Source organism: Mesorhizobium sp. CAU 1732 (genome assembly GCF_039888675.1).
Classification (GTDB): domain Bacteria; phylum Pseudomonadota; class Alphaproteobacteria; order Rhizobiales; family Rhizobiaceae; genus Aerobium.
This window is the reverse complement of the sequence record NZ_JBDQQR010000004.1, coordinates 42,971-66,884: the sequence shown is the minus strand read 5'-3', so window position 1 is coordinate 66,884 and position 23,914 is coordinate 42,971. Positions and strand designations below refer to the sequence as shown.

General features: G+C 60.5%; 18 protein-coding genes and 2 pseudogenes. 11 read left to right on the top strand and 9 right to left on the bottom strand.

What is annotated here, in order from left to right; translation table 11 throughout:
* The first annotated feature begins 72 nt into the window (after positions 1–72).
* Genes AAFN55_RS24085 through AAFN55_RS24065 form a run of 5 tightly spaced genes read left to right on the top strand, consistent with a single transcriptional unit; the run spans position 73 to position 5,772 of the window.
* Complete coding sequence (locus tag AAFN55_RS24085) at positions 73–1,053, top strand: ABC transporter permease (protein ID WP_347801543.1); 981 nt, start codon at positions 73–75, stop codon at positions 1,051–1,053.
* Positions 1,050–1,952: an ABC transporter permease gene (locus AAFN55_RS24080; RefSeq protein WP_347801542.1), complete on the top strand. Its 903-nt coding sequence runs from the start codon at positions 1,050–1,052 to the stop codon at positions 1,950–1,952. Before AAFN55_RS24085 ends, AAFN55_RS24080 begins: the two co-directional genes overlap by 4 nt.
* Positions 1,949–2,959 (top strand): ABC transporter ATP-binding protein, encoded by a 1,011-nt coding sequence (locus AAFN55_RS24075; protein ID WP_347801541.1) that lies wholly within the window; start codon positions 1,949–1,951, stop codon positions 2,957–2,959. Before AAFN55_RS24080 ends, AAFN55_RS24075 begins: the two co-directional genes overlap by 4 nt.
* Positions 2,959–3,969 carry an ABC transporter ATP-binding protein gene (locus AAFN55_RS24070; RefSeq protein ID WP_347801540.1) on the top strand — a complete coding sequence of 337 codons (1,011 nt, stop codon included), beginning with the start codon at positions 2,959–2,961 and terminating at the stop codon, positions 3,967–3,969. Before AAFN55_RS24075 ends, AAFN55_RS24070 begins: the two co-directional genes overlap by 1 nt.
* Positions 3,970–3,984: 15 nt before the next feature.
* A complete protein-coding gene (locus AAFN55_RS24065; RefSeq protein ID WP_347801539.1) occupies positions 3,985–5,772 on the top strand; it encodes an adenine deaminase C-terminal domain-containing protein in 1,788 nt (595 codons plus the stop codon).
* Positions 5,773–5,880: 108 nt separating this feature from the next.
* On the opposite strand, the gene AAFN55_RS24060 is transcribed toward AAFN55_RS24065, so the two are convergent.
* From AAFN55_RS24060 to AAFN55_RS24030, 7 genes and pseudogenes are all read right to left on the bottom strand, one after another.
* A complete protein-coding gene (locus AAFN55_RS24060) occupies positions 5,881–7,440 on the bottom strand; it encodes a TerC family protein (protein WP_347801538.1) in 1,560 nt (519 codons plus the stop codon).
* Positions 7,441–7,542: 102 nt separating this feature from the next.
* Positions 7,543–8,109: a DUF2076 family protein gene (locus AAFN55_RS24055; protein WP_347801537.1), complete on the bottom strand. Its 567-nt coding sequence runs from the start codon at positions 8,107–8,109 to the stop codon at positions 7,543–7,545.
* A gap of 35 nt (positions 8,110–8,144) precedes the next feature.
* Entirely contained in the window at positions 8,145–8,861 is a 717-nt protein-coding gene (locus AAFN55_RS24050) for a Bax inhibitor-1/YccA family protein (RefSeq protein WP_347801536.1), read from the bottom strand.
* A 23-nt stretch (positions 8,862–8,884) separates the two neighbouring features.
* Positions 8,885–9,658, bottom strand: coding sequence for an anti-sigma factor (locus tag AAFN55_RS24045; RefSeq protein ID WP_347801535.1), 774 nt, complete (start codon positions 9,656–9,658; stop codon positions 8,885–8,887).
* On the bottom strand, positions 9,655–10,185 hold the full coding sequence (locus AAFN55_RS24040) for a sigma-70 family RNA polymerase sigma factor (RefSeq protein WP_347801534.1): 531 nt from the start codon (positions 10,183–10,185) through the stop codon (positions 9,655–9,657). The genes AAFN55_RS24045 and AAFN55_RS24040 overlap by 4 nt, the downstream gene beginning before the upstream one ends.
* A gap of 389 nt (positions 10,186–10,574) precedes the next feature.
* The gene (locus AAFN55_RS24035; RefSeq protein ID WP_347801533.1) at positions 10,575–11,261 is read right to left on the bottom strand and encodes a response regulator; all 687 of its coding nucleotides are present in this window, start codon (positions 11,259–11,261) and stop codon (positions 10,575–10,577) included.
* Positions 11,258–12,133 (bottom strand): annotated as a pseudogene (locus AAFN55_RS24030) (ATP-binding protein); the annotation flags it as partial. The pseudogene AAFN55_RS24030 and the gene AAFN55_RS24035, both read right to left, overlap by 4 nt.
* A gap of 799 nt (positions 12,134–12,932) precedes the next feature.
* Between AAFN55_RS24030 and AAFN55_RS24025 the strand changes: the two are divergent.
* Positions 12,933–17,579 (top strand): RHS repeat-associated core domain-containing protein, encoded by a 4,647-nt coding sequence (locus AAFN55_RS24025; protein WP_347801532.1) that lies wholly within the window; start codon positions 12,933–12,935, stop codon positions 17,577–17,579.
* Complete coding sequence (locus AAFN55_RS24020) at positions 17,558–18,028, top strand: hypothetical protein (protein WP_347801531.1); 471 nt, start codon at positions 17,558–17,560, stop codon at positions 18,026–18,028. Before AAFN55_RS24025 ends, AAFN55_RS24020 begins: the two co-directional genes overlap by 22 nt.
* Before the next feature lie 16 nt (positions 18,029–18,044).
* Here the strand turns inward: AAFN55_RS24020 and AAFN55_RS24015 are convergent, their stop codons facing one another.
* A complete protein-coding gene (locus AAFN55_RS24015) occupies positions 18,045–18,311 on the bottom strand; it encodes a DUF6118 family protein (RefSeq protein WP_347801849.1) in 267 nt (88 codons plus the stop codon).
* Between the two features lie 102 nt (positions 18,312–18,413).
* Here AAFN55_RS24015 and AAFN55_RS24010 point away from each other — a divergent pair, with 102 nt between their 5' ends.
* Together AAFN55_RS24010 and AAFN55_RS24005 are read left to right on the top strand one after the other, a co-directional pair.
* Positions 18,414–18,668, top strand: a complete 255-nt coding sequence (locus AAFN55_RS24010; protein WP_347801530.1) for a hypothetical protein — start codon at positions 18,414–18,416, stop codon at positions 18,666–18,668.
* 13 nt (positions 18,669–18,681) lie between these two features.
* A complete protein-coding gene (locus tag AAFN55_RS24005) occupies positions 18,682–19,296 on the top strand; it encodes a hypothetical protein (RefSeq protein ID WP_347801529.1) in 615 nt (204 codons plus the stop codon).
* Here AAFN55_RS24005 and AAFN55_RS24000 read toward each other — a convergent pair.
* Positions 19,247–19,708: pseudogene (locus tag AAFN55_RS24000) on the bottom strand (IS630 family transposase); the annotation flags it as partial. The gene AAFN55_RS24005 and the pseudogene AAFN55_RS24000 sit on opposite strands and share 50 nt — an antisense overlap.
* 112 nt (positions 19,709–19,820) lie before the next feature.
* Here AAFN55_RS24000 and istA point away from each other — a divergent pair.
* Together istA and AAFN55_RS23990 are read left to right on the top strand one after the other, a co-directional pair.
* Complete coding sequence (gene istA / locus AAFN55_RS23995; RefSeq protein ID WP_347801528.1) at positions 19,821–21,341, top strand: IS21 family transposase; 1,521 nt, start codon at positions 19,821–19,823, stop codon at positions 21,339–21,341.
* A 428-nt stretch (positions 21,342–21,769) separates the two neighbouring features.
* Positions 21,770–23,860 carry a hypothetical protein gene (locus AAFN55_RS23990; RefSeq protein ID WP_347801527.1) on the top strand — a complete coding sequence of 697 codons (2,091 nt, stop codon included), beginning with the start codon at positions 21,770–21,772 and terminating at the stop codon, positions 23,858–23,860.
* Positions 23,861–23,914: the final 54 nt, after the last annotated feature.

The following is a 23,914-nucleotide window of genomic DNA, read 5'->3' as shown; positions in this document are numbered from 1 at the left end:
AAGAAGCAGCAACATGCATGCGACAGCGGAATTGGGGAGGCCACGCTTGAACGCTCATGACGGCTGCAGGCCATGAAGTCCGCTTCCTTTGCTGCTTTCACAATCAGGCGGGTCTTCCTCGCGATCCCGCTCCTGTTGCTGGTCGTGGTGTTCAACTTCACACTCATTCAATTCGCGCCCGGCGATCCGATCAATGTGCTGATCGGGGACTATCCCGCGCCGCCTGAATATATCGAGGAAATTCGCCGCGAATTCGGTCTCGACCGACCGTTCCTGGAGCGACTAGTCATCTATGTCGGTCAAGTGCTGCAGGGAAATCTCGGCTTTTCGTTCACCAACCGTCAGCCGGTTCTGGATCTGGTGCTCGACCGGCTCGGCGCCACCCTGAAGCTTACCCTTACGGCCCTGGTGCTTGCCAGCGTGGTGGGCGTCGTGCTCGGCGCCATCGCGGCGCGCAATCACGGCAACAGGACGGATGGCGCGATCCAGGGCTTCGTCGTCGCCGGCGATTCGATCCCCGAATTCTGGCTTGGGCAATTCCTCATCCTCGTCTTTGCGGTCGGGCTCGGCTGGTTTCCGTCGCAAGGCGCAGGTTCGCTCCGGGCGCCGACCGAGGGGCTCGCAGGCTTGTTGAGCCAGGCGCACTATCTGACCCTCCCGGCGTTTGCCCTGTCGTTCCGCTACATCGCCCTGATTTCCAGGATGACGCGCACGAGCCTGATCGAAGTCATAAGTTCCGACTACATTCTGGCGGCGCGGGCGCGTGGGGCGCGCGAACGGACAGTTCTGTACGTCCACGCACTGCGCAACGCAGCCGCGCCTGTCGTCACGGTGATCGGCTACAATCTGGGCTTCGTGCTGGCTGGCGCGGCACTCATCGAGACGGTCTTCGGATGGCCCGGAATCGGCCGCCTCCTCTACACGTCCATAGCGGCGCGCGACTATCCGGTGATGATCGGCATCCTGCTGCTGATCTCCTGCACCGTGATCGTGGCCAACTTCGTCACCGACATCGTCTACAGGTTGATAGATCCCAGGATCCAGTATCGATGACAGCCCCTGCCCCCGATACGCCGTCCGCCCTCGATCGCGAGGGTCTCGTCGTCGCGGTCGATCCGTGGCGTGCTTTCGTCAGACGTTTCGCCCGGTCCAGACGGTCGCTCGTCGCATTTTGGACCATCGTTCTGGTGGTCGGCGTCGCCATCCTTGCGCCATGGATCAGCATCTACGATCCCAATGTCGGCGGCACCGACGCTCTGCTGCCGCCGCTTTCAGCCGGACACTGGCTGGGCACCGATCATCTCGGGCGCGATATCTGGGCGCAGCTCGCCTATGGCGCGCGCGTGTCTTTGACGGTGGGCGTGCTCGCGGCGCTGAGCGCACTCACCATCGGCGTCCTCGTCGGCGCACTGAGCGGCTATTTCGGTGGCTGGACCGATGCGGTGCTGATGCGTGTCTCCGAATTTTTCCAGACCCTGCCGCGCTTCGTCGTCGCGCTGATCATCGTGGCGCTGTTCGGTGCCGGCCTGTTCAAGCTGGTACTGGTCATCGGCTTTCTGTCGTGGCCGCAGACAGCGCGCGTCGTGCGTTCGTCGGTGCTGACGTTGCGCGAGTCCACCTTCGTGGATGCGGCGCGCGTCGCCGGCATGGGCTCGCGAGCAATCATATTCCGTGAAATCCTGCCCAATGTCGCCGCCACGATCATCGTGATGACCGGCCTCGCGATCGCGTCCGCGATCCTGCTCGAGGCCGGCCTGAGCTTTTTCGGGATCGGCGATCCGAACATGCCATCCTGGGGAACCATGCTCAACCAGGCACAGGAATATCTGCGCCTTGCGTGGTGGATGTCACTTTTCCCCGGTCTCGCCATAGCTATCGTCGTCCTCTCCTTCAACATGATCAGTGACGGATTGAACGATGCCCTCAACCCGAAGCTGAGGGATGGATCATGACGCCCGACCTGTTGCTTGATGTCCGAAACCTAAGCGTCGAACTCGGTTCGAGAGACGCGCCCCTGCGCGTCGTCGACGACATCTCCTTTACCGTCGGGCGAGGCGAGATCGTCGGCGTCGTCGGAGAATCCGGGTGCGGCAAATCCATGACCGCGTTCTCGATCCTCGACCTGTTTCCCTCGCGCACCATTCGCATCGCATCGGGGAAGATTCTCTTCGCAGGAACCGATATCCGGAGCATGACGACCGATCGCCGCCGTGATCTGCGCGGCCGTGAGATCGGCATGATTTTCCAGGATCCGTCGAGCTTTCTCGACCCGCTGATGCGTGTCGGGCACCAGATCGGCCAGACCCTGCGTGCTCACGGCCAGACGCAAGGCGTCGATGCGCGGATCAGGGAGCTTCTGGAACTGACCGAGCTGCCGAATCCGGCAGTGGTGGCGCGGCAATATCCGCACGAACTGTCCGGTGGGATGCGGCAGCGCGTTCTGATCGCGGCCGCCCTGGCCATGAACCCCTCGCTGCTGATCGCCGACGAACCGACAACCGCGCTGGATGTCACGGTTCAGGCGGGCATCCTGCGGCTCCTCATCAGACTGCGTGACGAACTGGGGCTCAGCCTTCTCTTGATCACCCACGATCTGGGCGTGATCGCGGAGAGCTGCGACAGGGTCTACGTCATGTATGCGGGACGCATGGTCGAGAGCGCCGATGTCTTTTCCATCTTCGACGCGCCGCGTCATCCCTATACGCAAGGGCTGATGAAAAGCACGCTGCCGTTTTCGGACAGGTCCGAGCCGCTGTTCTCCATCCCCGGCAGAGTGCCGAATCCCCGCGCCTGGCCATCTGGTTGCCGTTTCAACCCGCGCTGTCCTATCGCGCGTGCCGAGCCCTGCACCGTCCGGGAACCGGCTTTGATGGTGCGCGAGAACGGCAGCGCCGACGCCTGCTGGCTTTCTGACGATGTGGCTGCCGGAGATGCATGGCGGAACTGGGAGCTGGCATGATGGCATCACAGGAAAATGCCGTGCCCGATATCGAAGCGCCAGCAGCACCGCTGGCTGAACTCCGCGCGGTCACCAAGGCATTCAGCGGCAGTGGGTTGGGACTGATGAGGCCCAAAGTGGTGAACCGCGCCGTCGACAATGTCGACGTGACGATCAATCGGGGTGAATTCGTAGCTCTGGTCGGCGAGAGCGGCAGCGGAAAATCCACGCTCGGACGCATCATGCTGGGCCTGCTCGACGCGGATGATGGAGCCGTGCGGTATCGCGATCGGGATATAGTGAACTTTACCCGTGCCGAACGGACGACGTTCCGGCGCGATGTCCAGGCGGTGTTTCAGGATTCCGGCGCTTCGCTCAATCCTCGCCGAACGATCCTGCAGAGCATCCAGGTGCCGCTTTTGTACAATTGCGGATTGCCGCGCAACACGGCACGCGCCCGTGCAGCCGAGCTACTCGACCGGGTCGGCTTGTCGCCGGCCCTTTTCCAGGATCGTCTTCCGCATGAATTGTCCGGTGGACAGCGTCAGCGGGTGGGCCTGGCGCGAGCCATGGCGTCCGACCCCACATTGATCGTCGCAGACGAGCCCGTTTCTGCGCTGGACGTCTCGGTACGCGCCAAGGTTCTTTCGCTGATGCGCGACCTCCAGCGCGAGGCTTCCGTCGCATATCTGTTCATCACGCATGATCTCGGCGTGGTGCGCAGCCTGGCAGATCGGGTGCTCGTCATGTACCGCGGCGCCATCGTCGAGGAAGGCCCGGCCACGACCGTTATCAAACGGCCGCTCCATCCCTACACGCAGGCGCTTGTCGCCGCGACGCCGGTTGCCGACCCCCGTGCGCGCGAACGATCGGAACCGTCGATGATCCGGGAGACTGCATCGTCGCCCGATCCGTCGATCGGTTGCCGGTTCCGGGGGCGCTGTCCAGCAGCGATCGATGTCTGCCACACCTCAGCACCTGAGTACCGACGCATCGGCGATGACGTTGCCGTGGCGTGCCACCGTGTTTGACGAGGACTATCAAAAATGACCCACCATCCGTCCGCGGACCTCAATAACAGGCTGCTGCGTGATCGCGCGGTCCGCGCAGCGCGTGGCCAGGAGCCGTTCGATCTTCTCATCACCGGCGGGCATGTCGCAGATGTGGCGACTGGCGTGTTGCGCCGTGCGGATGTCGGCGTGGTCGGGCCATTGATCGGCAGCGTCCATGAGAGCGGGACGCGCGCTGACGCGTCGCGTCGTATCGATGCGACCGGAAAAGTGGTCGCGCCCGGTTTGATCGATACGCACCTGCACATCGAAAGCTCGATGATCACACCCCGCCGCTATGCCGAAACAGTTGTTCCGCAAGGCACGACGACGATCTGCTGGGATCCCCACGAGGTCGGCAACGTGCTGGGGCTCGACGGCGTGCGCTGGGCGATCGAAGCCAGCCGCGATCTGCCGCTGCGCATTCTCGTCCTGGCGCCGTCCAGCGTGCCGTCCGCGCCGGGTATCGAGCGGTCCGGTGCTGAGTTCGATGCAGCCGAGATGCGCGAGATGCTTTCATGGCCGGGAATTTTCGGCGTCGCTGAGATCATGGACATGCGCGGCGTCATTGAGCGCAGCGCCCGCATGACCGGTATCGTGGAGGAAGGCCTTGCGAGCGGCAAGCTCGTGTGTGGCCATGCCCGCGACCTTGCAGGCGCAGATCTTCAGGCATTCGCCGCGGCGGGCATCGAATCCGATCATGAGATCGAATCCGGCGAAGACCTGCTTGCAAAGCTCCAGGCTGGGTTCACCGTAGAACTTCGAGGCTCGCACGACCACATCCTGCCCGCGGCGGTAGAGACGCTGCTGTCTCTGCCGCACGTTCCACAGACGCTGACGATCTGCACCGACGACGTGTTCCCAGATGATCTCGTCGAGGTTGGCGGCATGATCGACGTCTTGCGGCGCCTGATACGCTATGGTTTGCCGCCGCTCGAGGCCGTCCGGGCCGCGACACTGAACGCGGCCCAGCGCATCGCGCGGCGTGATCTTGGGCTGGTCGCTCCGGGCAGGCGCGCCGACATCGTCATTTTCGATGATTTCGACACGCTCACCATCGGTGACGTTATTGCGTCGGGCTCCCATGTCGCGGCGAAGGGCCGGATGGTCGTGGACATCAGGCCGGACAGCCGTGCAGCGCCGACGGACACGGTTCATATCGACAGGTTGACGCCGCAGGACTTCGAATTACGCATACAAGGCGACGCGTCCGGCAAGGCCCGCTTCCGAACGGTCCATACGCCGCGCTTCACTGAGTGGGGCGAAGCCGAACTCACCATCGAGAACGGTATTGCGGGTCTGGCCGACGATGGGCTGCTGATGGCCGTCATTCACCGCCATGGCAAGGCACCATCCACGCCTGGACTGGGCCTTCTTCAAAACTGGGGTCACTGGAGGGGCGCGATCGCCACGACGGTCTCCCATGACAGCCACAATCTTGTCGTCTATGGCCGCGATCGGGAGGCGATGGCCCTAGCGGCGAACCGGCTGATCGAAACCGGCGGCGGCGTTGCCGTGGCGCTGGACGGTCAGGTGACGGCCTCCATGGCCTTGCCTGTGTGCGGCCTGCTTTCGGAAAAACCCGCGCCGGAGGTTGCCGATGAATTGCGTCTGGTCCGCCGGGCCACCGAGCAGGCAGCCGACTGGCAACCGCCGCGCAGGGCATTCAAATCGATCTTCGGCGCAAGCCTTGCCTGCAATCCAGGGCCTCACGTTACCGATATGGGCGTCACCGACGGCTCCACAGGCGAAACGTTTGGCAACGGGTGGATTCAACCGGATTGAACGTATGACGGGCATATCCCCCGTCGCCCGAGGGATGTCTTAAGGAGGGTTTGCGTCAATACCCATTTCATTGGTCAGGAGCTGCACGCAGGCGCCAAGTTGACATCGTCATCCAGCCTCCGCCAAACTGCGGACCCTGACCTTGTCGATATTGCGCTCGTTCATCGATACCACTTCGAACTCCAGGCTTCCGGCGGCGACCTTCTCGCCTGCCTGAGGCAAATGGCCGAGCCGCCACAGAATGTAACCTGCCAGCGTCGAATAGCGGTTCGTTTCATCGACCAGATCGGCATCCAGAAGGTTCGATGCCTTGCGAATGTCGATCCAGCCATCGACCAGCCACGACCCGTCTTCGGACTGAAGGGCCACAAGCGCTTCCTCGTCCTCGTCGGGGAAATCGCCGGCGATGGCTTCCAGAATGTCGGTGGGTGTCGCAATGCCTTCCAGCGAGCCGTATTCGTCCACGACGACCGCCATCTGCACGGGCGATTTGCGCAACTGCTCCATCAGGCGCAGGACGCTGACGCTCTCATGCACCACCAGCGGCTGACGCAGCGACGTGTCCAGATTGATGCGCCCTTCCTGAAGCAGGTCCCGCAAAAGGTCCTTGGCCAAAGCCACACCGACGAACTGATCGAGACTGCCGCGGGCCAGCAAGAAGCGCGAATTGCCGAGATCGAGGATCTTGGCTTTCAGAACCTCGTGGTCGTCGTCCAGATCGAGCCAGTCGATCTCGGTTCGCGGCGTCATGATCGAGACTGCGGGGCGGTTCGCCAAAGCGAGAACACCCTGGATCATCTCCTTTTCCTCCGGTGCGAAAAGCGCCTGCTCCTCCGCGCGTTCCGCGATGGCGTCCGCCGTCTCGCCAAGCTCGATGTCACCGCGCTTGCCGCCCAGCAGCCGCAGGACCGCATCGGCGGTGCGGTCGCGCAGATCGCCTGTGGTGACCAGCTTTTCCTTGTTGCGTCGCGCGACCTGGTTGAACGCCTCGATCAGCACCGAGAAGCCGATCGCCGCGTAGAGGTAGCCCTTGGGGATGTGGAAGCCGAAGCCCTCGATGATCAGCGAGAAGCCGATCATCATCAGGAAGCCGAGACACAGGATGACCACCGTCGGGTGTTTCGAAACGAAGGCCATCAGCGGCTTCGACGAAACCATCATCACGCCGATCGCGATGATCACCGCGATCATCATGACCGAGAGATGCTCCACCATGCCGACGGCCGTAATGACGCTGTCGAGCGAGAACACCGCGTCGAGCACGACGATCTGGACGATGACCTGCCAGAACACCGCATGCGCGACCTTGCCCTCCTTCTTGGCCATCGACCCTTCGAGCCGCTCGTGCAGTTCCATGGTTCCCTTGAACAGGAGGAACACGCCGCCGAAAATCAGGATCAGATCGCGTCCAGAGAAGTCGAAGGAGAACAGTGTGAAGAGCGGCGCGGTGAGCGTCACGATCCACGCGATCGACGCCAGCAGGCCAAGGCGCATGATGAGCGCGAGCGACAGGCCGATGAGACGGGCCTTCTCGCGCTGATGCGGCGGCAGCTTGTCGGCCAGGATCGCGATGAAGACCAAATTGTCGATGCCGAGAACAATCTCGAGTACGATCAGGGTCGCAAGCCCCGCCCACGCGGCCGGGTCGGCCATCCATTCAAAGAGCATCTTTTGGGTATCGGGCAAACCGGGTTCGGTTGCCGCCTTCGCTGGTTAGGTCTCGTAAAAGATCGAAAGGGCCGCATCTGCGCGGCCCCCAGTCTGGCAGGATCAGAAGTCCATATCGCCGAAATCGACGCCGCCACCGTCGAACCCTGCATCCTCGACCTGCGGATCATCCGCGCCGGCATCGGCAGCCTGCGCCTCGCCCCCACCGCCCAGCATGCCGGCAATGGCATTGCCGAGCAGAAGGCCGCCGGCGACGCCCATCGCTGTCTGGGCGGCACCCGCCAGAAAGCCGCCACCGCCGCGCTGCGCCTGGGCGCCCGCAGGGACCGGCTGCTGTGGCGCGGCTCCGCCCGGCCGTCCGACGCGCGGAACCGAGCCCGAGCGCGCGGGCGGCCGGCTGTCGCCGAAGAGCCCGCCGAACAGGCCTCCCGATTGGCGGGGAGCCTCCGCGGTCTGCGCTTCAAGCTGTTCGATGCGGGCTTGGGCCGCTTCCAGCGCCTGCTCCTGAACGACGATCGTCTGCGCCATGTAATAGGGCGCGCCCGGTTGCCGTGCGACGCGCTCGCGGATGAAGGTCTCGGCTTCCGCGTCACGCGGTGCCGACTGCTGCTCGACGGCGGCGAGCTTGCCGAAAAGCTGCTCGATTGCCTGACTGTCGTTCCTGTCCATGAGATTATCCTTCTTCTGCCCCGACCGTGTTCGCGCTACTCGCGCTCGCCTGTGAAATTGAGCAGCAGCTGGAAGATATTGATGAAATTCAGGTAGAGCGAAAACGCTCCCCACACGGCCATCTTTTGCCGGGATTCCTGGTCGATATTCTCGGCATACTGCTCCTTGATCGTCTGCGTGTCCCAGGCGGTCAGGCCGAGGAAGACCAGGATGCCGATCACCGAGATCGCGAACTGCAACGCGGTCGAGCCAATGAATAAATTCACCACGCTGGCGATCACGACACCGATCAGGCCCATGATCAGGAAGGACGAAAACTTCGTCAGGTCGCTTTTCGTCGTGTAGCCGTAAAGGCTGGTCGCGGCGAACATGGTCGCGGCGATGAAGAATGTCCGGGCGATCGACGTGCCGGTGAAGACCAGGAACACCGAGGCGAGCGACAGGCCCATCACCGCGCAGAAGGCCCAGAACATCGCTTGTGCGCCTGACGCCGACATCGACTGGATGCGGAACGAGAACAACAGGACGAAGGCAAGCGGCGCGAGCATCACGACCCATTTCAGCGGGGTCGAGAAGATCGGCACGTAGAGTGCGGGTACGGACGCGACCGTGAACGCGACGACACCCGTCATCACCAGGCCGAGCGCCATGTAGTTGTAGACGCGCAGCATGTGCTGGCGCAGGCCTTCGTCGAAAAGTGCTGCGCTCTGCTGGCCGAAGCCCGCGCGATATCCATAGCTGGGGGTGTTCATCCCGGTTCTCCTAGTTTGGCGGATCAGTAAAGGGTTGCGGCGAGCCGGTCGGCCATGCGGTCGAGTTCCTCGACATCGCCGGTCGTGACGAGCGCGTAGGCGACGTCGCCTATCTGGAAGTAGACGGACGAAACGCCGCTGGCCGGTGCAAGCGTTGGCTGCACCACGTCGAACATTCCTGGCCTAACCGCGAAGAGCGACAACAGCCCCATGTCGCGTGTCTCGATCGCCATCTCGACGCTCGGTCCAAAGCGCGACGGATAGATCTGTACGTCCCTAACCGTCCAGTCGCCGGGCAAAGCGGGCATGACGATGGCGGTCGCGGAGCGGATCTCCTCCGGATCGTAGTCGCTGACCTCGGGCTGTGATACCATCGACGCGCGCAGGACGCTGGTACCATGGGCGCGCATCGCGTCCTCGACGTAAGGCGGCGGAGGAGCCGATGCGACGACTTCGCTGATGCCGAGCGGTCCGACCGCCTCGTTGGCCAGCCAGCCGGCCGAGACGAACACGGCGACAGCCGCGGCGCGCTGAAGCAAGCCGATCACCCGCCCCCGCGACAAGCCACGCTCCAACCGGCGGGCTGCGTCAGCGATCGAGGGTCGGAACGCGGCGGCGGTACCTGCAAGCGCCAGCCGAAGCTCGTCGCGGTTGCGCAGATCTGCCATGACGCGCGCGGCTGTCACCGGCCGAGCGGCCAGATAGGACTCCACTTCGATGCGGCGGGCGACGTGGAGCTGGTCATCCACATAGCTGTCCAGATCGGCATCGGTGATGGGATCGGTGATTGCGTTCATTCCGGACCTCCCACAATCCTGAGATGGCTGCCCTTCGCTGGCATGCCGTCTTCCATCTCGCGCAAGGCGGCGCGGGCGCGCCCGATTCGCGACATTAGGGTGCCGAGCGGGATGCCGAGCGTGTTCGCTGCCTCTTGGTAGGACAGGCCTTCGATCGCCACGAGGTGGAGCCCGGCGCGCTGCTCCTCGGGAAGTCCGAGGAAAGCGTTGCGTACCTGTGACAGGCGAACCGAATGGTCCTGGGACGCCGGTAAGGCGCTTTCGGCAAGACGGCCGCTCTCGGCGACTCGAACGGCCTCCGACCTGCGGCTGCGGACACCGTCGACGAACGTGTTGTGCAGGATCGACAGGAGCCAAGCGCGTATGTTGCCGCCAGCGCGGAAAGTCGCACGCTTCTCATACGCGCGCACGAGCGCATCATGCACGAGATCCTCCGCATCCGACGCATCACGCGTCAGCGACCGCGCATAGCGCCGCAGCGCGCCAATCTGGCTGAGCACGTCGAAACGGGATGTCCGGGGGTTCATGACACTTATACGGAGCCGCGTCGGATTTTCATCCCCAGGGGTTCACGTTTTTTGCCACACATCTGTTCCCGGTCCGTGATGACGCGGTTTCCGGTTCGACGATCCCGCGTCGCACCGCACTCCTCAGGAGCTCGGCAGGGGCTTTTGTGGTGTTGGCTTGCATGCTGACCTCCAGGTGATATTCGGCGACCTTACTCTGGCAGAGCGTTGGTCGCCTTCCGTCCCCACCGGATATTCACGTTTGCTGACTGACGGTTTCGAGGCTTGGATTGTCAGAAACCGACCTTCAGAGCGGCACGGGTATCGACGTGATCTGACCTTGAGGCGGCCAACAACACTTCTGCCAGACGTCCTGCAAGTCCGAAGTCTGCCGTCGAGATCGCGTGCGGTCACTGGGTCGCAAAGCGGTAGCCGACGCCAGGTTCCGTACGGATAATCCTGGGATCGGTGGGGTCGCGTTCGATCTTCGACCTCACCTGCCCGATGAAGACCCGCAGATAGTGCAGGTCGTCGGCGTGGGCCGGTCCCCAAACATTCGTCAGCAGCGTGCGGTGGGTGACGACTCGGTCGGCATACTTGGCCAGCAGCAGCACCAGATCATATTCTTTCGGCGTCAAGTGGACCGGCACCCCGTCCCGGGTGATCCGCCGTTTCACCACGTCGATCGCGAGGCCGTCGACCGAAATCCGCGTCTCGCCGCCTTCACTGGTCGTCCGGTGCCGAAGGGCGGTGCGAATCCGCGCGGTCAACTCGCCGATACCGAAGGGCTTCTCGATATAGTCGTCAGCGCCAAGATCCAGCGCCTCGATCTTCTCGGTCTCGCGGTCACGCGCGGAGAGGACGATCACCGGCACAGGACTCCAGCCGCGCAGATTGCGGACAACCTCCTTCCCGTCCATGTCGGGCAGGCCGAGGTCGAGGATCACCAGATCCGGAGCGGCGGTCGCAAGCAGCTTCAACGCGGTCGCGCCGTCGGCCGCTTCGATGACCTCATATCCCGCCGCCGTCAGGGCGGGCCGCAAAAACCGCTGGATCTGCGGCTCGTCGTCAACGACGAGGATGCGCGGGCCGGTCATTTGGGCTGCTCGGGCTGCGGCTCGATGGGGAAGCGCAGGACCAGGCGCGTGCCGCGCCGCTTCACCGCAGGGCTCTCCGCGCGGATCGAGCCGCCCAGCGCCTCGACGAAACCCTTCGCTATGGCTAGCCCTAGGCCGGTGCCAGGGGCGCGACCGTCGCTGCGGGCGCGGCGGAAGAATTTCTCGAAGATCCGCTCCAAGTCCTTGCCCGCGATTCCCTTGCCAAGATCGACGACCGAGATCATCACCGCATCCTTCTCCACCCGCGCGTAGATCGTCACCGGCTCCGGCCCACCAAACTTGCGCGCATTGTCGATCAGGTTGAACAGCACCTGCCCGAGCAGCACGCTGTCGCCGCGGATCAATGGCAGCGTATCGGCCAGCTTGATGTCGACGCTCAGTCCCGGAAACGTCTTGCGCGCCTGGTCGACGGCGGAGCGCACGACATCGGCGACATCGACCCAGTCGCGGCGCGCTTCGACGGTTTTCGAATCTATGCGCGTCATGTCGAGCAGGTTGGCGAGGAAACGGGTCAGCCGGCCGCTCTCCTCCTCGATCGAGATCAGCAGGTCGTCGCGGCTCTTGGCGCTCATGCGCTCGCCGAGCTGGCGCAGGCTGGTGACGGCGCCCGTGATGGTGGCGAGCGGTGTCTTCAGATCATGCGACACCGACGCCAGCAGCGCGGAGCGAAAACGCCCGCCTTCCAGCGCCGCGTTCTTTTCCAGGCTTTCCCTGGACAGGCGCGAGCGGTCGATGGCAACGACCGCCTGATCGAGGATCGCCAACAGGGTGTGCTCGGCCGCTGTATCGAGCGCGCCGCCACTGACGTCGATGCCCAGCACGCCGACGATGCCGTGCGGCGCCAGCATCGGCAGGCACTGCCGAAGGCGATCCAGGTGGCCGACCGCTGGCACTTGATGGAGAACGCCAGCCGCGCTTTCCTAGAGCCTCACGCGTTTGCCTTTGAACAACCTCCAAAAAAGACAGTCACGAGTTCCAATCGAGGACGATCTTGCCGCTGTTTCCGCTTTGCATGATCTCAAAACCCGTCTGGTACTCCGCCGTCTAACGAGGCGAATGCTCCGGACTTCCTGGCCTTTCCTGCCCTGCCCGACGAACTCCTTTGTCCCTCCGCCAGCATGCTGAGTCCTGAGCGGTTCAGCGCCGCGGCACGGACAAGACATCCTTCTCGCCGCTATCGATTGCAGTGAAGCCAAGTCCCTTTTGGGGATTGTACCAATTGACCGCGCCTTGGCTCTCAAGCAGCAAACCTACTTCGGCGATTGGTCTTCCAGCGTGTCGCGCCTGGCCGCTGATCTCCATCAAATGCACAACCTGATGACCCTTTGCGCTTTCTTCCACGCTGACCTTAAAAGAGGTCGCCGGACCGCCGCCTCAGCCCAGCTTGCCAGCGGTCCGGTAAGCAATCATTGAACGCTTTGCCCAATCACCACCGCTCCAATGTCCTCGATGTTTCCGCTCACTACATTCGCCGAAAGCCATGTTCATGCCAAAGTAGTGCTAGGAATCCCGAGCGCTAGTATCCTTAGCCGCCAAAATTGTTTCAACACGGTTGACAGACATTATGCAATGAGGTCACTGTACCAGTACAGTAGACATCTATCATTGATATCAAAATTAAATACCGTCTTTTGTCAGGGAGGCTGCAAGATGACCGGTATTCTCTCGGTAATTAAGTCGTATCTAAAATTGCCTAATCGTAAGCTATTAGTATCGCTTGCGTCTCTTTCAGTGGCTGTAATTTCACCGGTTTCCGCTCAGGCGGAAGGCGAAGGGGTGCTCGGATGGCGCTGGGATGGAGTCTACTACCCATCGGCTGAAGAGGCCTGTCGTGCCCAGTGGGAATGGGCGGGTATGAATAACGGCTACAGCCGGTTCATTGGAGCATTTCCGTACGGAAATTCGTGGACGAGCCAGGAATGCAGTTGGACCAGCTTCCAATATCTGTGCCGGCAAGAGACCGGAGGCGGACTGCTGAATTGCTGGACTGTCTTACCCGCTGCAGTCTCTTTCTCCTGCGAATCCGGGTACACGCGCACAGCGATCGGGCGCTGCGTCAAACCAGAGGACCTCCGCCCAGAGCGACCACCTGTATGCTACAACAACGGCGGCAACTCAAACGATACAACTAATAATCCGGTCATCCTCGGCACCGGTGCCAAGGTGATGTCTGCCTTGGATTATGAGAGCGCGGATGGCCGCTTCCGGATCGGCCGAAACTACCGCAGCATCCCGGTAGGTGCCACGACCAGCTACCGCGACTATCCACTCGGCCTTGCTCGCGGATGGCAGTTCGATTTCGCCATGGAAGCGCAGTTGGGTACTTTCTCGGGTTCTCTGGCATCGTCTCCGACTGGCAATGTTACAATCGTCGCGCCGGATGGCTCCGGATACGATTTCATCCTGAACACAAGTGGCGACTTCGAGCCAAGAACTGCGAGTGGCGCGGTATCGCACGACTATCAGTTGGAGTTCGTCGGGCCCCTGCCAACAGCGCTTACGGATATTTATGACAGCTCCACCCAGTGGATCGTCACTGGCCCAGATGACCGTAAATGGACCCTTGAGACCTTTTCCAAGGTAAATGCTGCGTCACAGGGCTACCGTATCGGGCGACCGACCGAAATCGCCCGGCGCGACGGTTATGAATGGACCCTGACCTATAACGCGGATGGATCGCTGGACAAGATCGAAGACACGTTCGGCAGGACAGCAAGTTTCACCTGGTACGACTTCTACATCACCTTCGTGACGGGAGTGGCCAACACCGATCCCGTTCCAGAGGCCGTTCGTTCGATCACCTTCCCGGACGGCAGTAGCGTCGAATATCAGTACGATCCTGCGCCGGTCGTCACGCCGCCATCAACGGGCAGGATCGAGCGCCTCACTGGCGCGTCGATCCTTGACGGCAATTCCACAGAGGTCGATTCCACCACGTATTTATACGAGAATTCCGACTACACCTTCGCGGTGACTGGCGTTGTCGACCATCGCAATGTTCGGATTGCCACCTATGAGTATGATGATCTCGGTCGGGCAATCCTTACTCAAGGGGCTGATGGCGAAAACGAATATACCATCGAGTACGGCGCGTCCGGCTCGCTTATCACGAGGCGCGTGACTAACCCGCTCGGCCGCGAAACCGTCTACAGCTTCGAGCGCGTTGGATCGAGCGCATCCGACATTCGGCTCGTCACGATCGACGGTGAGGCCACTCCCAACTGCCCGGCGAGCGAAGCGGAAGTTGCCTATGGTGTCGATGGTTTCGTTGACGAGACAGTCGATGAGGAAGGCAGAATCACACAATACACTCGCGATGATCGCGGCCGACCGACCACTATCGTCGAAGGCGTTGGAACTCCTGAAGAGCGGGAAACCACGATCACCTGGCACACAACATGGAACGTGCCGATTACAATCGTGCAGCCGGGACTGACGACCACGCGTACCTACAACGGTTCGGGCCAGTTGGTCACCCTGACGGAGACCGACACGACAACGCACACCGTGCCCTATTCGACAAACGGACAGACCCGAACCTGGACCTACACCTATACGACGGGCGGGTTGGTAGCGAGCGTCGATGGACCGTTGCCGGGGAGCGGCGACACGATGTCTTACACTTATGATGCTGACGGTTATCTCGCCACCTACACGAACGAGGTCGGGCACGTTACGACTGTGCTTTCCATTAACGATCGCGGCAATCCGACCTCGATCGAGAACGCCAATGGCATCGCCATCGATCTTCAATACGACGCTCTCGGCCGTGTGACTGAGATCGCTGCCGATCCGGCAGGCATCGAAGCGGTCACCCTGGTCGAGTACGATCTTGCCGGAAACATCTCAAAGATCACCGATCCCGACGGCTCTTTTCTTGGAGTCGAGTACGATGGCAACAACCGCGTCGAGAAGATCACCGACAACTTCGATGAGACGATCGTTTACGCTTATGACGCGATGGGCAACAACACGCTGCAGGAGTTCAAGGAAGCCAGCACGAGCCTGATCTTCCGCCGGCAGAACACATTCGATGAATTGGGGAGGTTAATGGAGGTGATCGGCGTCGGCCCGGCGGTGTGGGCCTACGGCTACGACAAGGTTAACAATCTCACTTCAGTATCCGATCCGAACACCAATGCCGTTGGCATTGCCTATGACAGCCTCAATCGCATCGTCTCATTCACCGACGAGCGCGACGACGAGACGACCTGGGCGTATGGCGCCACGGACGACGCGATTGCCACCACAGATCCTCATGACGTGACCACCAGCTATGTCCGAAACGGCTGGGGAGAGGCAATCCAGGAACAGAGCAACGATATCGGCGCCACGGTCCTCTATCGGAATGAAAAGGGACAAGTCACTGAGAGGACCGATGCCCGGAGCGTCGTGACGGAGTATGATTACGATGCCGCCGGGCGCCTCCTGGAGGTCAGCTATCCCGGCCAATCCGCGCTGAATATCGAATACACCTATGACTCAACGGCCGGCGGGAATTCAGGGATCGGCCGTCTGACGGGCGTTACCGATGCTGTTGGGACGATTTCTTACATCTATGACGCCCTCGGGCACGTCATCAAGCAAGAAAAAGTGGTCGGCGTACAGAACTACGCGTTTGAATTCGAATGGAACGATGCCAGCGATCTTGTCGAGTTGGTCTATCCGTCCGGGCGCATCGTGACGTTCGGTAGAGACGCCAACGGCAGCATTGAGAGCGTGCATACTCAAGCTTCCTCATCGGAATCTTCCGAGGGATTGGCATGGTGGATCAGCTACACGCCCTTCGGGCCTCGGCAAGGTCTGCTGCACGGCAACGAACTCACCGACTGGCGCATCTTCGACCTTGACGGGAGGATCACGTCATGGATCGTCGCTGACGAGGCCGCTCCCCTCGAATATATCAGTCACTCTTTCGGCTATGTCGATGACCGCAACCTCACCTCGATCACCGACAACCTCGATCCGCTGAAAAGCCAGTCCTTCTGGTACACAGAGAACGGCTTTCTACAGAACGCGAGCGGCTCTTGGGGCGACCTGACTTTCTACGTCGACGGTACGGGCAATATCACCCACCGCATCCTCTACGACGGTGCCACGACGACGGCCCAGAATTTCGGGATACCCGTGGACTCCAACCGGCTTGCTCAGGAAACCACCGACAGCGTTCTGACGCGCGAGTTCACCTCCGATGCCGCCGGCAACATCATCGCGGAAAACAATATCCCGGCATCGACCACGAAGGCGTTCACCTACAACCACGCCGGCCAGCTCGCGGGGGTGGACGTCAATTCCACCACGGAAGGCACCTACGGCTATGACTATCTGTCGAGACTGACCACGCGCACGCTTGCGGGCAGCTCGACAACGCTGCACTTCGTGCACGATCTCGACGGCAACATCATCGCCGAATACGACGCCGCCGGTGCTGTACTGCGTGAGTATATCTGGCTGGAGGAGCGGCCGCTCGCGGTGGTCGATCATAGCGGCACTTCACCCGCGATCTACCACGTTCATGCCGACCATCTCGGCCGACCTGTCATGTTGACAGACGACGCGAAAGCCAAGGTGTGGGAAGCGACCTACCTTCCCTTCGGCGGGGTTCATTCACTCACCGGGCCTGCCAGCTTGGACTATCGGTTTCCAGGGCAATGGTTCCAGCTGGAATCCGGGCTGCATTACAACTGGCATCGGCATTATGACCCCGCGACAGGTCGATACCTCCAGCCCGATCCGCTCGGCATGCCGGACGGCCCCAGCAGGTGGGTATATGCGCTCAATAGCCCGCTGATGAATACGGACCGGGAGGGCCTGTCTCCGTTTTCATTTTTGGGACCTGCGTTGCGCATCTTAGGACCCCGCATCCTGCCACCATTGCTGTGGGGGCCTCTCGAACCTGCGCCCTTTCCATCGGGACCTCTCACTCCTCCCGCCCCCAATGAACCACCAGCATATTGCCCCGTTCCGCCTGGAGCCCTTAATCCGCCATTCCCGCCAAACATCCTGAATACTGAAGGAAATAGCGATGGCGATCCCCAGCCGGAGACTACCCCTCGTCCCGATGTCCCGACACAAGGCGGCGGCCGTAGTGGTGGACGAGTAAAAGACCTGAAAGGGCCGCCAAACAGCGCAATAAAAGGAACAGGAGGCCGCATTTTCGTAACCGACAAGAACGGGAACGTGGTTGCTGATATCACACCAGACCGCGCAAAGGATGTAACCCCCGGTGTTGGCTTTGGTCCAAAGAGGCCTGCTACGCCGCAGGAATTAGAATTATGGAAAAAACTGAACCAGTAGAATGCGATAGAAGCAGTATTTCTATCCAAAATCTAATAACCTCTTTCCGCGAGGCACTACAGGCCGTCGCTCCAATAGCAAGCCGAGTCGGCATAAAATGGATTGAGCCTGACATATATGATGAATGGGACGCAATATCATCAGGTTTGTACAGCGGAATTGTAAAAATGGCTATCGAACGCTCTAACGAATGGGGTAACTGCTATCCAATTATTGGATATGATGTTAGAAAGGATAAATTGACCGGACATAGCTACATTGAGGTAAATAATGAATTTCTATTAATAGGTCTTCACACCGTAGTTAATAATTTTGACACATGTATTGTTAGCGAATTGACCGATAATATAATTGGAGAAATCCATAATATATCGTTTTCTAAATGCAACTTTAGCGCAGTAGCCGTGCAGTATAATTATAGAAAGAAGATTGACCATGTTAGTTGGTAATATTTGATATCATTTTTTAACGCGCCGGGGCGTTCACGATCATCGTGCAACGCTGATCTTGGCCGGCCGTGCGCGCTGCCTCGACACATTGGCCAATCGGCTCGGCGTTGTCGCGCACGAGCTGCGAGGAATCGACCACGCCGCGCCAACCTTCGGGGTCGACCGTCCGCATCATTGTGACGCCGGCGTTCCATCGATCCTGACCCATGACGATCGCCGTAACATGCGCGTCGGCCGCGAACGGCAGGATACGCGGCAAGAGCACGCCGGCGAGCAGGCCAATGCCACCCGAACCACATGCACAAATCCTGCGTGTGAAGCGGCGTTGACCCCGTTAGCAATATAAATCTCAAGGAGTTAGGGTCAGAACAAGATCAGTGCGAAATTGTACGTTTGGCTTTGCGCCGTGCTTCGGCCTGCGTCTCTACACGCCCTGGGCGATGATCCGTATCGGGAGTGGATCGGCGAATGTGCAGGCGAAGCCTATCAGGGTGTCGCAGGCGGCCCACGGCGGCAGCTCGACGATCTCGCCGAACGCACCATGACGGACAGACGGTTCACGAAACTGGCCGCGCTGCTCGGCGAGGCTTCGCGGCTGGAAGCGGACTTTTGGCAGATGGGGCTCGATTCAGCCCGCTGAAGTGTTAGAAAAGGTGGGGCATTCCGTCTTTCGACGGAAGGATGTCACCATTGTTCCCACGCACGGGTTCGACCATGAAGGACACGCCGTTGCGTTCCCAATCGGCGAGTTGCCGGAGACCGACGAGACGATGGCGCAGCGGGTCAGCCATTTCGTTTCCGAGTCTCTACGCCCAGGGGAATGGCTACGCGGCGTCCGGACGACCAGTTCGGTGATGGAGAAGAAGTTCCTGGAAATCAACCTCGACGCTTTCAAGGCGGGAGAGATTCCGGAAGGGGCAAGCACCGATCTGGTAGCGGCGATGACTGAGACTCTCCGGACGGCGGTTCTGCCTCGGGCGTCGAATGCCGAGCCTTTAGGCCCTGTTTCGATGGAGACGACTTTCGCTTTTGACCAATTGGTCGTCGGGTCATCTCAACACTTGGAGCGCTTCGAACGCATCGTAGGCGAAGCGGTTTCCGACGTTTTTGTGCTGTCGACATTCGTCCTCAGCCAGTCCGACGAAAGGGGAAGGGTGCACCGGGAGCGTATCTATCGCGCTCTCGAAGATGCATTCCAGCGTGGCGTACTACCAAGAGTCATTGGGTTTGACCGACATGTGCCCATTCACGCATTCCGATTGATGTGATTGTTTCGGGAGTGGCGAGCAGTTTCTGCCAGGCCTCGCACGCGGCATCGATTATGGCGTCGTAGCTATCGAAGACGCTGTTCGAGAGCCAGTTCTGGCGCAGGTATTGCCAGACGATCTCAACCGGGTTCAGCTCCGGCGCCTGCGATGGTAGGAAGATCGGCGTGATGTTGTTCGGCATCCTGAGGTTGGCGGTAGTGTGCCAACCGGCACGATCCATGACGAGCATGGCATGCGCGCCCTTTTCGACGTGGCCGCTGATTTCGTCGATATGGAGCTGCATGGCCTCGGTGTCGGCAAAGGGCAACGCGAGAGCGGCGCCGACCCCACGCGCCGGACAGATCGCGCCGAACAGATATGCGCTCCTGTATCGCTGGTCGGCCGGCTGGCGGGGCCGCGTGCCGCGTCTGGCCTGTGTTTCGGCGTGGAATATTGACCCCTCTGGCGGGGTGACCGGCGTCCAATTTTGACCCCCCTCCTGTTTCGTCTGACCATCCGTCTTTTGATGGCGGATGGAGGGGGAGTTGAAGCGAGTGGATACGATTGCGCGTGTTCGCCGAGCCTTCCATGTGCAGGGCTGGTCGGTGAAGAAGATCGTCCGGGAGCTGCATGTGTCCCGCAACACGGTCCGCAAGATACTGCGTTCCGATGAGACGGACTTCTCTTATGAGCGGGAACGCCAGCCGTTGCCGAAGACCGGAGCCTGGAAAGGCGAGATCGAACGCTTTCTGTCGGCCAACGAAGGCAAGCCGTCTCGGGAGCGGTTGACGCTGATCCGGATTTACGAGGAGCTTCGGGCACTCGGTTACGACGGCAGCTACGACGCAATTCGGCGCTATGCGAAGGGCTGGTCAAAGGACAGGGGCGCTGTCATGGCCGAGGCCTACGTGCCGCTCTACTACGCACCCGGTGAGGCCTATCAGTTCGACTGGAGCCACGAGATTGTCCTGATCCAAGGGGTGACGACGACGGTCAAGGTGGCCCACGTCCGGCTCTGCCACAGCCGGATGATGTTCGCGAGAGCCTATATGCGCGAGAGCCAGGAGATGGTGTTCGACGCACACGACAAGGCTTTTGCGTTCTTCCGAGGCACCTGCACGCGTGGCATCTACGACAATATGAAGACGGCGGTGGAGGCAGTCTTCGTCGGCAAGGAACGGCTATACAATCGACGCTTTCTGCAAATGTGCAGCCACTACCTCGTTCATCCGGTCGCCTGCACCCCTGCATCCGGCTGGGAGAAGGGCCAGGTCGAGAACCAGGTGGGCCTCGTGCGCGAGCGCTTCTTCACACCGCGTCTCAGGGTCAAAAGCCTGGAAGAACTGAATGTCTGGCTACTCGATAAATGCGTTGCCTATGCCAAGGCTCACGGCCATCCTGAACAGACAGCGCAGACAGTCTGGCAGATGTTCGAAGCCGAACGCGACAGCCTCGTGCGCTATGTCGGTCCGTTTGACGGGTTCCATTGCGTGCCGGCGTCGGTATCGAAGACCTGCACGGTCCGCTTCGACAACAACAAATACTCTGTCCTGTCGACTACCGTCGGCCGGCCCGTCGAAGTCCATGCCTATGCTGATCATATCGTCATCAAGCAGGACGGGGTAACGGTCGCCGAACATCGACGCAGCTTTGGCCGTGGCGACACCGTCTATGATCCTTGGCACTATGTGCCTGTCCTGGCTCGCAAACCCGGCGCTTTGCGCAATGGGGCTCCGTTCCGGGAATGGGTTCTGCCAGCCGCGATGGAGAAGGTCCGCAAACGGTTGAAGAGCGTCGATGACGGTGATCGACAGACGGTCGCCATCCTCGGCTGTGTTCCAGGGGATGGCCTCACGGCCGTGGAGGCTGCCTGTCAGGAAGCGCTCGATCACGGCGTCTGCTCCGCCTCGGTGATCATCAATATTCTGGCTCGAAGCCGTGACCCGGCTCCCGCTGCAACCCTGCAAATCCCGGATGCGCTTCGGCTTGCCCATGAGCCGGTCGCTCCAGTCGGATTCGTGCGCTACGGGGCACATATCCGTAGGCTTTCCCGCGCAGCAATTTGAAGTTCCACGCCTCATGTCCGACGCTGTGCGTCTTCAAGTGTCCGAAGTTTCCGAGCGTCGGATCCGCCGGGGACGGGCCGGCATAGTTCACCATCCAGCCGATATTTATAAAGACAAGCTGCGCCGTTGTAGCCGAAGCCATACCCCTCCCCCTGGAAATCAGGCAACCCACGCACGCTCAACTATAGATAATCTGCGCACTCCAGCAACTCTCGCGCCCAATAAGGTGGGATGTTGGTTCATAGCTGAAAATGTGCAAATCCCGCGTGGATTAGGCGCATGACTACCGCGCGTCGTTCGTCAATCTCCTTCTTTAGTTTCTGTGTCATCGTCAACCTGCCTGATCCGGCACAGAGCCGGGAGGGGCTAATCCTGTCTAATTTTGCTAAAGCCTTGATTGAAGGCACGGACGGGAGGGTACCGACGCGATGAATGAGATAGCCGGCGAGATGAGGCGACCAGACCCGCGCGATCTGGACAGCATTTTTAGCGATCTGCGAGATCTAGCGCAGAGCGACGGCGCTCTGCACGAGCTTTCCTCCCTCTTCTATCGGGACTGGATCGTCGCCATCGATGTAAAGGCGGGCACCGTCGCAGATGATCGCGAAAAGCGCTGGTCACCGACCAAGCTGAACAACAACGAATTCATGCTGCTGATGGGGCTCATGGTGCAATCTGCATCCGACCGCACGCACGCGGTTGTTGTTCAGGACAACGATTTCGCGGCCAGAGCAGATGCGCTGCTGCGGGAATTCCACGATCGTTTGATAGAGGATGCCCGCCCCAATCTCGACGATCCTTCCGACTTCGAACGCAAGCTCGGTGTCGCCGCGCGCGAGGCGATCTACTATGGCGCAGACAGCTTCTATCTTCATCAGCTCGCACGCTTCGGCCGTGACAGATATCGCGCCGATTTCGAATGGCTGATCCGGAATAGCGGTCTGTCGACGCGACCGATGGTCGAAATCGCCCGTTACATCATGGACCGGACTTCGCGGCAGATGACGGCGACCGTAGCTATGAAGTCGGAACGAGCGGAGATCACCAAGGGGGACCTGACCAACAGTCTGCTCGTTGCGAAAAGCGAGCTCGCCGGGAAATTCGGGAGCAACAAGAGCAACGCCTTTGTCGCGAAATTTGCGACGCCGGTCACGGGCGCCAATCTCGGCTTTACCGGTCCTTTCCTCGTCAACCAGGCCAATCTCGCACCGCTGATCGATCTCGGCGAGCACCTTTACGCGCCGAATACCTACCGGCTTTTCGAAAGCATCTATGAAAGCCCGTTCTACTGGATGATTGCCGATAAGGAGTATCGCAACACCGCGGCGGAACATAGGGGTGCCTTCGTCGAGCGCACGGCCGCCAATCTCTTGCGGTCCGTATTCGGCACAGACAACGTCCACGAAAACGTGTCGATCCAGCCCAGCAAGAAGAAGACTGCGGGCGAGGCCGATGTGTTGGTCGCCTATGGTGAGTTCGTGATCATCGTCCAGGCCAAGTCCAAACGGGTCACATTGAAGGCGAGGGCGGGTGACGAGGAAGCGCTTGCCGCCGATTTTCAGGGCGCGGTTCAGGATCCGTATCGCCAAGCCTATGAATTCGCAGAACTGGTTCAAGCAGGGGCGGAATGCAAGACGAAGAGCGGCAAGACGCTCACGTTCGCGCCGACGGTCCGGACCTTCCCAGCAGTCATTCTTGGTGATGCTTTTCCCGCTGCGACCTTTTTGTCCAACATCATGCTGAAGCGGAGCGAGACGATTGCACCTGTGATATGGGACCTAGGCGTGCTCGATTGTGCAACGCGCATACTGCCAAGTCCGATCGAGTTTCTCTATTATTTGAAATGCCGCTCAGATACGTTCGACAAGATTCACTCGGACAGCGAGTATATTTTTCTTGGCTATCACCTAAAATATAAGCTCGCCGTGGATCCGGAATACGATGGCATGATGCTTGATCGGGATTTCGCCGCGATCGTTGATGATTTTATGGCGCCCCAAGATGTAGGCATCAGACCAGAACGACCCGTCAGTATTCTCGAGCGTCTGGAGATCCCGTTTATCTCGGAAATCTTCAAGAGCCTGAAGACTGCACCGCCGCCTTTGGCGGCTGTGGTGATTGAGCTTTGTGATTTCTCCTATGCAGCACTCACAGACATCGCCAAGGCGATAGAAGCGACCCGCGGCGAGGTCGCAGCCGGCAAGCAACTAAAGGCATTTTCTATTCCGACGGAATCCGGCGGTCTGACTTATGTCGCTTGCCGTAATCTAAGCCGAAGCAGTCGGTCGGCCGCCGAGGCCATCGGCCAAAAGCACAAATACGATCAAAAGCGCGATCGCTGGTATGTCATCGTGGACAGCAACGCAACCAATGCACCAGTGGACGCGCTGCTTCCCCTAGCGGGGAAGTGGAAGGAAGATGCGAAGCTAGCCGAACACTCGCGCCAGGTTGATGCGATCTTCAAAACTCGTATGCAACCGCGTACCGTCCCATCACGACGCGGCCTACACGGAAAGTGACCGGTCCACAACTTGACCAATCCTCGGGACAAGGTCTGGTGAGCGCAGGCTTCT

Excerpts from the sequence above, each read along its gene's own strand:
- AAFN55_RS24070 (WP_347801540.1), top strand. The coding sequence starts at position 2,959 with ATGGCATCACAGGAAAATGCCGTGCCCGATATCGAAGCGCCAGCAGCA.
- AAFN55_RS24020 (WP_347801531.1), top strand. The coding sequence starts at position 17,558 with ATGGAAAAAACTGAACCAGTAGAATGCGATAGAAGCAGTATTTCTATC.
- AAFN55_RS24025 (WP_347801532.1), top strand. The coding sequence starts at position 12,933 with ATGACCGGTATTCTCTCGGTAATTAAGTCGTATCTAAAATTGCCTAAT.
- AAFN55_RS24080 (WP_347801542.1), top strand. The coding sequence starts at position 1,050 with ATGACAGCCCCTGCCCCCGATACGCCGTCCGCCCTCGATCGCGAGGGT.
- AAFN55_RS24075 (WP_347801541.1), top strand. The coding sequence starts at position 1,949 with ATGACGCCCGACCTGTTGCTTGATGTCCGAAACCTAAGCGTCGAACTC.
- AAFN55_RS24040 (WP_347801534.1), bottom strand. The coding sequence starts at position 10,185 with ATGAACCCCCGGACATCCCGTTTCGACGTGCTCAGCCAGATTGGCGCG.
- AAFN55_RS24050 (WP_347801536.1), bottom strand. The coding sequence starts at position 8,861 with ATGAACACCCCCAGCTATGGATATCGCGCGGGCTTCGGCCAGCAGAGC.
- AAFN55_RS24035 (WP_347801533.1), bottom strand. The coding sequence starts at position 11,261 with ATGACCGGCCCGCGCATCCTCGTCGTTGACGACGAGCCGCAGATCCAG.
- AAFN55_RS24065 (WP_347801539.1), top strand. The coding sequence starts at position 3,985 with ATGACCCACCATCCGTCCGCGGACCTCAATAACAGGCTGCTGCGTGAT.
- AAFN55_RS24055 (WP_347801537.1), bottom strand. The coding sequence starts at position 8,109 with ATGGACAGGAACGACAGTCAGGCAATCGAGCAGCTTTTCGGCAAGCTC.
- AAFN55_RS24060 (WP_347801538.1), bottom strand. The coding sequence starts at position 7,440 with ATGCTCTTTGAATGGATGGCCGACCCGGCCGCGTGGGCGGGGCTTGCG.
- AAFN55_RS23990 (WP_347801527.1), top strand. The coding sequence starts at position 21,770 with ATGAATGAGATAGCCGGCGAGATGAGGCGACCAGACCCGCGCGATCTG.
- AAFN55_RS24045 (WP_347801535.1), bottom strand. The coding sequence starts at position 9,658 with ATGAACGCAATCACCGATCCCATCACCGATGCCGATCTGGACAGCTAT.
- AAFN55_RS24085 (WP_347801543.1), top strand. The coding sequence starts at position 73 with ATGAAGTCCGCTTCCTTTGCTGCTTTCACAATCAGGCGGGTCTTCCTC.